The 8,754-nt window shown below is 58.3% G+C and carries 9 protein-coding genes; 4 read left to right on the forward strand and 5 right to left on the reverse strand.

Translation table 11 applies throughout. From position 1 onward, the window contains the following. The first annotated feature begins 3 nt into the window (after positions 1-3). Positions 4-1,905, forward strand: coding sequence for a hypothetical protein (locus AAF358_16465; protein MEM7707151.1), 1,902 nt, complete (start codon positions 4-6; stop codon positions 1,903-1,905). Positions 1,906-1,975: 70 nt separating this feature from the next. Continuing rightward, on the forward strand, positions 1,976-3,394 hold the full coding sequence (locus AAF358_16470) for a DcaP family trimeric outer membrane transporter (GenBank protein MEM7707152.1): 1,419 nt from the start codon (positions 1,976-1,978) through the stop codon (positions 3,392-3,394). 48 nt (positions 3,395-3,442) lie between these two features. On the opposite strand, the gene AAF358_16475 is transcribed toward AAF358_16470, so the two are convergent. Beyond that, positions 3,443-3,898, reverse strand: a complete 456-nt coding sequence (locus tag AAF358_16475; GenBank protein MEM7707153.1) for a hypothetical protein — start codon at positions 3,896-3,898, stop codon at positions 3,443-3,445. A gap of 46 nt (positions 3,899-3,944) precedes the next feature. Beyond that, complete coding sequence (locus tag AAF358_16480; protein ID MEM7707154.1) at positions 3,945-4,985, reverse strand: alpha/beta fold hydrolase; 1,041 nt, start codon at positions 4,983-4,985, stop codon at positions 3,945-3,947. Positions 4,986-5,267: 282 nt separating this feature from the next. Here AAF358_16480 and AAF358_16485 point away from each other — a divergent pair, with 282 nt between their 5' ends. Beyond that, a complete protein-coding gene (locus AAF358_16485; protein ID MEM7707155.1) occupies positions 5,268-5,510 on the forward strand; it encodes a hypothetical protein in 243 nt (80 codons plus the stop codon). A 24-nt stretch (positions 5,511-5,534) separates the two neighbouring features. On the opposite strand, the gene AAF358_16490 is transcribed toward AAF358_16485, so the two are convergent. From AAF358_16490 to AAF358_16500, 3 genes are all read right to left on the reverse strand, one after another. Beyond that, a complete protein-coding gene (locus tag AAF358_16490; protein ID MEM7707156.1) occupies positions 5,535-6,263 on the reverse strand; it encodes a glutathione S-transferase C-terminal domain-containing protein in 729 nt (242 codons plus the stop codon). 5 nt (positions 6,264-6,268) lie between these two features. Continuing rightward, a complete protein-coding gene (locus tag AAF358_16495) occupies positions 6,269-6,799 on the reverse strand; it encodes a DUF1993 domain-containing protein (GenBank protein ID MEM7707157.1) in 531 nt (176 codons plus the stop codon). Positions 6,800-6,904: 105 nt separating this feature from the next. Continuing rightward, on the reverse strand, positions 6,905-7,891 hold the full coding sequence (locus tag AAF358_16500) for a pyridoxal-phosphate dependent enzyme (GenBank protein MEM7707158.1): 987 nt from the start codon (positions 7,889-7,891) through the stop codon (positions 6,905-6,907). Positions 7,892-8,223: 332 nt separating this feature from the next. Between AAF358_16500 and AAF358_16505 the strand changes: the two genes are divergently transcribed. Then, on the forward strand, positions 8,224-8,754 hold a 531-nt coding region (locus AAF358_16505), incomplete at its 3' end, for a hypothetical protein (protein MEM7707159.1).

Raw genomic sequence — 8,754 nt, forward strand, 5'->3', positions numbered from 1 at the left:
ACGATGATCCGAGTCCGAATGAACTTGCTGCCGCTGTTCTTCCTGGTATTCGCAACGGGTCCCATCTTCGCCCAGCCTTTGCCCGAGCCGCCGGAAGAAGATCGGAGCATGCCTTACTACGACAGGCACAAGATCGACGTTAGCAATCTACGAGACTTCTTCGAAGGCATCCTGATCGCTGACATCATGATTCATGCTGACGGCATGTTTGATGCGATCACCAAGTGGCAGATCACTCTGTATCAAATGATCCTGTCGGGAAGCCGCCATCACCAGGCTCGAGCGGCGTATCAGCTCATGTCACTCGGTGTCCCTATCGAGCAGGTGCGCGCAGTCTGGTCTTCTAACTATCCTGAATCCATCGTCGACAAGCGGACTAGGGCGGCCTTGGAATTTGTGACCTTGGCGGCGACTAACCCGGCCAGGGTGACCGGGGATTCTCACGCGGCGCTGCGCATGCAGTTTGTTGATCGTCAAATCGCCGAGCTGATCGAGCTGATTGCCATCAACGCGGCGATGGCGAAACACGACCTGATGTTGCCAATTGCCACCGATAAAGAGACTTTGGCCTGGGCCGAGACGCATCTGTCATCCGTTGGTTGGAAACCGGGTCGCAACCGCAGCAGTACCCCAGACGAGCAGCGCGCGGCACTTTTCGCGGGTGAGGCGCTTAGGACGGCTGAGCAAGAGATAAGGGCCAGGTGGAAGCCCGGCGATTTGGCGGCGTTAAACCCGGTATTCGAAACCGACTGGGTCAACCGCATCACGGGCTATGAGATTCCCCGCGTGACTTTTGATAGCGATAAAGACGGCGTCGAAGATCCGTTTGACCACTATCCAGAGGACTATTTGCGCTGGGAAGCGCCGGGTCTTTCTGAGCTCAATCTCCCGGCTTCCAGCACCAAAGCCTTCGACGTCGCGGCCTACGACTACCCGTACTATCGACCGTCCGTTGTGGCCAAGGCGAGCTATCCCCTGAGCGACCGGGGACGGTTCGACACCGAATGGACGCGGCAGAGCTCCATAGGCACCGTGAGTATCGATGAATACTTTTCCGGCACCGACCGGGCGCTCACGCTGGAGATGAAGTGGCTGATATTTTTTGTGAACCAGCTCGCTTCGGGTTGCGGACACTGCCAGGTGCATGGTGCCTACGGCATCTACGACGCGATCAAGGATGAATACCCTTTCGATCGCCTTCCCCCGGACCAGCAATCCGTGGTGCTCGAAAAAATCCACGCGCTGTTCGATTTTGAGCGCTCCAGCCTGTTTTCTGAGAAAGAGAAGGCGGCCTTTCGCATCGCTCGAGACGCGGGCCCGCTGCCAACACGAACCACGGCAGCGCATATCGAGCATCTTCGCCGTCACTACTCTGATCGGGAGATTCAGGAAATTCTCTCTCTCCTGGTCACCGGCGGGTGGCTGGCCACAGCGATGCAGTCCCAGCTCACTGTTACCGATCGACTAAGTATGGCCTGGGCACAACGCAATCTCACCCAGGTGGGCTGGAAACCGGGACCACATTTGGGGCTACCCAACGAGCAGCGCCGCTGGCATATGACCGAAGTGGTGGAATTCGGGATGGCCAAAATGAACGCCGGCGAGGTCATCGACGGCGCCTCTGAATGGCTGGACATGCCCGTGCCGCTGGCGGTCGACTCAGACGAAGATGGCGTCGACGACGGCTTTGACGGCTATCCCGATGACCCGACCCGCTGGGAAGACACCGATCGAGACGGCATCGAAGACCGTCTCGATGACGATATTGACGGAGACGGTATCGCTAACGCCGAAGAAGTCGCCCAGGGCACGTTTCCCTACAAAGCCGATTCGGATGCCGACGGCGTCAATGATCCCGCGGAACTCCGGGCGGGGACCAACCCCATAGATCCCCGAGATTTCTAATAGATCCCGAGCGACGCAGCCGCCCCCTGGGCGAGGCGAGTCCCATACCTACCGATACGGCGCAAATCGCATGAAACGAAAGCACTCCGCTTCTTCGCTCGCTTCGGTTCGGTTGATCAAGGTCTGCTCCATCTTGTCGTTGGCGCATTTGCTGGCGCCGAGCCCAGCGATTGCTCAGTCTGATGCGAATTCGAAAGCCAATCGTCGTGACGAGATTGCGCTGCTTAGAGCTGAGGTCGAAGACCTGCGAAAGCTCGTACAAGAGCTTTTGGGCAAACCCGTCGCCGGCAGTTTAAGTGAAGGCAAGGACGCACCAAGCGCGACGGACTCCGGTGAGCTGGGGAAGAAGGACACGTTCCTGCAGCGTCGACCGATTGGGCGAGTCCCCGACGATGCGTTCGTGACCGCCGGAGATTTCAGCGGCTCGGTATCCATTCCCGGGTCCGCCGGGTCTTTCCGCATCGGCGGGATGGTGCAGGTCAATGGCAACTACGACTGGGACAACCAGGGTTTTCAGCAAATTGGTGTGCCGACCTCCATCCCCATCGACGGTGACCCGGATGACGGCGAGAAACAGTTTGGGATTCACGCGCGACTTTCCAACTTCAACCTCGACTATCGCGCGCCGACTGCGATGGGCAATTTTCGCGCGTTTGTCGAATTCGACATGTTTGGTGATGGAGATCAGTTCACCAATGACTACGATGTTCGGCTGCGCCATGCGGGTGTGGAGCTCGGGAACTGGCGCTTCGGTCAGTACCATTCGGGATTTATTGACGTGTTTGCGTTGCCAGAGTCAGCGGACCCGGGAAGCCCGCTTGCGGCTCCGGTCCTGCGTCAGCCAGGGTTCTACTACATGCGCGGAACCAACGATGGCTCAAACGTAGGGCTCGGCATAGAAAATCCGGCTTTTGATTTTGCCGGCAACACCGAGCTGCTCCTTTCAGAGTCGCTGCCGAACGTGGTGGCTTTTGGCAAGCTTCAGCGTGATTGGGGCTATGTCCGCTTGGCCGGGCTTGGACTGCAGCTCAGATCAAGGAATGAAGAGGTTCTGACGGGCGGGGTTCACCTGTCGGGTCGAATCAATACCCCAATAACCGGGCCGGATGACAACGTCAGCTTCGGCCTGCAGTACGGCGAGGGATTCGTCCACTACTATTCTTCGTTTGTCGGCGGCTTGGATGGTGTCATCAGCGATGGCGGTGACGTCGAGGCAACCGGCATCGAGGCGGCTTTCTTGGCCTATCAACACTGGTGGTCGAATCGATGGCGCACAACGTTTATGGCCAGCGTGTTTGAACTGGATTCTCCAGCCCAGGCCGCCCCTCTGTCCTATTCGGGTGGTGAGCGATATACCGCTAACCTATTCTGGTCACCCATCGACTCTGCCTCCCTGGGCCTGGAGGTCAACTACAACACGATCGAGACGGCCGATGGCTCCGAAGGCGCCGGTTGGCGCCTCGAGTGGGTCGGTCGATTTTTCTTTTAGCCCCATTTGCCGCGCTGGATGAGCGCAAATCCCTTGCGCTATTCGGCTTCAGTTCCCGGCGCTGCTTTGTTGTCCACGGTTTGAAAACCACACCCAGAAGCTCAAAACAATGGCCGAACCGGAGACGATCGTCATCACCGTTCCCGGCACAAAATTGACGAACCCAGGAACGTCGACAAAAACGAGATAGCCAACGTCCAGCAAACCCCCAACCATCGCGGTGACCCAGATAGCGGTCAGGTTCCCGCGCCAGACGAATATCCCGCCGATGATCGTCACCACCCCGCCCCAGAGCAGATTCCAACCATGTTGATTCAGTATTCCGCCGACCGCCGGATGATAGTCTGCCTGCAGCTCCTCCGAGTTGACCGCGTCAGCGATCGCCTGGAAACCTGACGCAGCGTCAGCGGGAATAATAATGCTTCCTGCCAAGGCATGGACCGCCCCCCAGATCACCCACAGCACCGCAGCAATTTTCAGAGCCAGTTTTTGACTATTTGTCATTCGAATTCTCCAGGTTGTCGGCTTACAGAAATAGTGGAATCCCGAGCTAGGGTTCAGATTCTACGTCGCGATTAGGCAGATATAGCAGACCGGAAGTAAATTCGCTCATTGCTTCCAGAGGAGAGCGTCGCTCCGACTGGTCTGCGTCGCTCAGCGTCTCGCTGGCCGTTGCCGCCCGCTTCATGATGCTGATCAGCGTCGGCGAGGCGGCGAAGGCGGAGTGTTGCGTTCCATCGCCTAGATCTACGTCGGACAGGTCGATCACCGCAATTCCATGCTCCTGTAGCTCCGGAATATTCTGGCCTTCACCGATTCGCGGATGCCCCCCTCGGATCTTCTGTGACAATCTCAACGCTCCATCGTCGCTGGCAACAAAAATGATCATAGGGTCTGGACGATGCGACAACCCGTTCATCTGCGACCGAAACACATCGACATCAATGTCGGGAGAAGCAAGCACCAGCGGCGAGATCTTTCGAAGCGTTTTTTCGTGACCGGCGAGGCTGAGCTGGCGCAAAGTCTCCATCACCAGCATGGTGCCCATGGAGTGTCCCATCAAAAAAATTGACGTGGCGTCGGACTGGGCCAACAGAAGAATCACTTCGGCCAGGCCGTCGCGAGCAAACTGAACGCTGTCGCGATCGTAGAGGTAGCCGAGCAGGCGGCCCGACGAGGGCCATGAAAAGAGCACCGGAACTGATTTGGCATCGAAATCCGCGACCATCTGAGCCAGTCTATAGACGCCGCCCGCGTATGGAACGTTGTAACCGTGAACAAAAAGAAACACCGTGTTTTCCTGTTCGATGGCGGCCATGCGCTGATTGAGTTGATCCAGAAAGGCGGAGCGTTCAAGGGACGCGAAGTCGACAACGCCAAACTGCCGTGCTGGATCGGGTTTGCTCTTGGATGGCAGCGTGAGCGAACCTGGTGGCCGGTCGTCCGGGACCCAGACGACAACGTTGTCGAGCGAGATCTGTCTTGCACGGCCGTCGGCATAGCGCTGCTGGGGCTCGTCAACCGCAACGCGGTTGGTCGCAACCAGGATCTGATGCTCGCTCCCTGCGACCGATTCGGGGTCAACCATCATCAGCCTTGCTGGCTGCGAGGCGCATCCGATTAAGCTCACCAGTGCGCAGAGCGGAAGCCACAAGCGTTGCCTCATTTTTGTGGTCAAACCCCTGGCGTGCTCCCGGTGGACGGAGAAGACCTTTGTTGACTGAGCGATCGGGTGACCGTTTTGACCGACCTCCCGAATTTGCTTGAGCTGGGACAACATGGGGCTTCCACAAAAGCGAACGGGTAAGCGGCAGAAATTCCCACAAATCGGTAGGCGTCGCTAGGCAGATAACCGCTCATCAGCTGCGCAAATTTGCAACACCGGCCTTCAGTCTCAAAACGGTTCCGCGGACGAGAACTGGGGAAGGTCGGCGCTGTCTGCATGGTGAAACGACCGGACACAGCGCTGACGGATGCGGACATTCTCTCGCACTGCGAAACGCAGATTGCTCGCTACAAGATCCCAAAGGTTGTGCAGTTTTTTGACCAGCTGCCATTAGGGGGTAGCGGCAAGGTCCTCAAGTCCGAGCTTCGAAAGGCGTTTCAGCAGTCCTAGGCAAAAGCTGATCGGGAGTGACTGTCAGCCGCCGGAATCGATGCTCTCGTTGGACGCGATTGAGGCACCGCCGCTGGCGTAGTGCCTTTTGGTTTCCTCAGACCACTGATCCACCTCGTCCTGCTTGAAGCTGTAGGCCAGCCCGCGGTCTACGCCAGGCCTTGCTCTGGCGCGCTTCACCCAGGCGCCGACGTTGGCATGGCCGGTGATGTCGATCTTGCTCCACTTCCAGCCGCGCACCCACGGAAAGCAGGCGATGTCGGCGACCGTGAACTGGTCGCCACACAGGTAGTCTCTATCCGCGAGCTGCTTATCCAGGACCCGCAGAAGCCTCTGAGCTTCGGCCGTAAACCGCTTCAGCGGGTGGGCCTTTTCTTCAGCGGGAACGTCTTCCATGTAGCGGGTGTAGGAAAGCTTATTGCCAAATGTGGGGCCCACACCGGCCACCTGCCAGAACAGCCACTGGATCACGTCCCATTTCGACTCGTCCTGCGGCAACAGTGGTGATGGGAACTTCTCCGCCAGGTACAGCAGAATCGCGCCGCTTTCCATCAGTGTCCGATCGCCGTCCCGGAGCCCTGGGATTTTTTGATTCGGACTGACGGCGGTGAAGTCTGCTTCAAACTGCGCGCGATTCATGATGTCTACGGTTCGGATCTCAACCGGCGGTAACTCGACACCCGCTTCCTTCAGTTCTTCCAACATGATGGTCACCTTCCATCCGTTGGGTGTCGCGTAGGTCCACAGCTCCATGGCGGTCAGCCGTTTTCGACTCCGGTCCTAAGGCGGCCGAGATAGTCCATCTTGCCGAGCGGTACGCCCTGCATGCGCAGCATGTCGTAGGCCGTGGTCGCGTGGAAATAGAAGTTCGGAAGCGAAAACGAACACACGAAATTGACGCCCTTGAAAGGGATTTCTCTGCTCCCAACTCGGAAGGTCATGGATTTGTCCTCCAGCGCGTTAATCGTTTCCGGCGATTCGGCCCGCAAGCCTTCTATCGCCTCGTTGACAAGACCCGTGAGTTTTTCGTAGTCCATGTCTTGCATGCGAGGCGGTGGCTCAAACAGACCGGCCTTTAGGCCCTTAATGCAGCCGAGCGAATGATGCCAAGCCGAGATGATCTGGAAGCTGAAGGGCAGCATGTCATCTCGAAGTTTCATTCGCACGAGCTGGTCCAGATCCAGCTGACCCTCATCAGCGAGTGCCCGGCCTTTGTTCATCGTTTGAGCAACGCCACCCAGGACCTGGAGATAGCTGCCGACCGAGAGTTCGTAAAACGATAAATTCATGGGAGTAATCCTTGTATTTGCGCTTGGCTAGCCAATCCCGGATTTTGGGTCTTTTTGGCGATGAAGTTAAGGGTGTTTTGAGCGCTGTGAGGGTCGCGGCGGGTATTAAGCGTCCGTGACCAGCGATTCAAAGGACGACCAGTCGATGTTTGAACCGCAAAAAACCAGGCCAACACGTTTCCCTCGCACCATGTCGGGTTGGTTCTGGATAAGCTGGCACAACGCCGCAACAGACGCCGCGCATGCCGGCTCAACCGCCATCTTCATGTCGCGAAATACCAGGCCCATGGCACGGCGCATGTCTTCGTCCGACACTTTGATCAACCGCGCGATGTTTTCCCGGCACAGGCTGTAGGGCAGGGGCAGGGTCATGGGCGGCGCCAGACTGTCCGCGATGGTGTTGGGTACGCCGATGTTTTCTGCCTGACCCGATGCAAAGCTCTGATGCATGCTGTCAGCGCCTTTAGGCTCAACGCCGATAATGTGGCAGCTCGGACTTAACAGCTTGGTCACGGCTGACACACCGCCCGCCAGGCCGCCTCCGCCGATGGCGATAATCAGCACGTCGAGGTCGCCACCCTGCGCGTGCATCTCGAGCCCGAGTGTCGCCGTGCCGAGAGCGGTGGCTAGGCCGTCAAAAGGATGGATGAAGGTCCTGCCTTCCGTTTTTGCAATGTGTTCAGCGAGCGCAAAACCGCTGGGTCCGTCGTCAGCCATCAGGATTTCGCAGCCAAAGCTTTTCGCGAGCGCGATGCGGGCCGGGTTGGCAGTCTTTTGCATGACAACCTTCGCGTCGAGTCCGCAGACGCTCGCGGCGTAAGCCACCGCCACCGCATGGTTGCCGGCGCTCATCGCGGTGACCCCTCGGTCGCGGGCCGCGGGATCCAATCGCAGCATGTTCGACAACGCGCCGCGCGCCTTGAAGGTACCCGCATGCTGGAACGGCTCCAGCTTGGCGATCACTTCGGTATGGTCACCGAGCTGCTGACGGAGTTCTGAGCCGGTCCACGTCACGACGGGTGTCTCTGCGATGTAGGGAGCGATCAGGGCAGCGGTGCTCCGCACGTCATCCAGCGAGATCGTTTGTGTCATAAGTTCCGAGATTCTCCGCCGGAAAGGACCAGTCTCTGCGACTAATGCTTTTGACGAGTCTTGGCGCCATGGTTTAGGCGTCATCGTGACATACCAGCGTCCTAAGACCCAGCTACCATTCTGATCAGTCACAGCAGCCCGAGATGACTTTTCGGCCAAAAGGTCCTGCGGCAACGACCCCGACTAAGCGTTGCGAACGTTCATTTCTGAGTTGAGAGCGGCGTGGCAAAATTGCTGGAAAAATTCCTGAAACGAAAAATTGCTGCTGGTGGTCTAACGAAAACACGCTGCCGTTGGATCGGTCGGTCAGCGCAAAAAGGGAGAGGCACACCATGAATCGAATTGTCGCTTTGCTGTTCGTCGGCGTTGCCGGCTTTCTTGGCTATCTGCTGGGCAGCGCTCAACCAGAGGTGTCGGCCCCGACCGCAGAATTCGAGGTTCCAACCGCTGCGGAGCTGCAGGTGGAAGCGTGCCCCGATACGGAGGCTGTAACGGTGTCGCAAGCGCCGCCTCCCGTTCCCGCGGCCTGCGCGTCCGCCTACGAGGGGATGACGCCGGTGGATCTTCTGGCGCTCCCAACGGATTTTGAACAGACGGCGGCACTCTACGCCATGGCGCAGCAGGCTGACGTCGAGACCCTCAAAGGCCATATCAACGATACGCTCAGCATCGCCGTTGCCGGCGAACGGGCGGCGGCCCTGTCCATCTTGTTTTCGCGGTTTGCCGATCTGGATCCGGCGGAGTCGCTAGCTCACTACGATGAGCTGAACCTCCAGGGCCAGTCCGGAATCCTGTTCCCGATGTTCAGCGGCTGGGCCAAGAACGATCTCACCGCCGCCATCGAGCGCGCGAAAACCGTCACC

Source organism: Pseudomonadota bacterium (genome assembly GCA_039033415.1).
Lineage (GTDB): Bacteria > Pseudomonadota > Gammaproteobacteria > Xanthomonadales > SZUA-38 > JANQOZ01.

What these genes read in the sequence shown, in the direction of transcription:
- AAF358_16495 (MEM7707157.1), bottom strand. Translation starts at nt 6,799, where the DNA reads ATGAATTTATCGTTTTACGAACTCTCGGTCGGCAGCTATCTCCAGGTC.
- AAF358_16500 (MEM7707158.1), bottom strand. Translation starts at nt 7,891, where the DNA reads ATGACACAAACGATCTCGCTGGATGACGTGCGGAGCACCGCTGCCCTG.
- AAF358_16465 (MEM7707151.1), top strand. Translation starts at nt 4, where the DNA reads ATGATCCGAGTCCGAATGAACTTGCTGCCGCTGTTCTTCCTGGTATTC.
- AAF358_16475 (MEM7707153.1), bottom strand. Translation starts at nt 3,898, where the DNA reads ATGACAAATAGTCAAAAACTGGCTCTGAAAATTGCTGCGGTGCTGTGG.
- AAF358_16470 (MEM7707152.1), top strand. Translation starts at nt 1,976, where the DNA reads ATGAAACGAAAGCACTCCGCTTCTTCGCTCGCTTCGGTTCGGTTGATC.
- AAF358_16480 (MEM7707154.1), bottom strand. Translation starts at nt 4,985, where the DNA reads ATGATGGTTGACCCCGAATCGGTCGCAGGGAGCGAGCATCAGATCCTG.
- AAF358_16490 (MEM7707156.1), bottom strand. Translation starts at nt 6,263, where the DNA reads ATGGAGCTGTGGACCTACGCGACACCCAACGGATGGAAGGTGACCATC.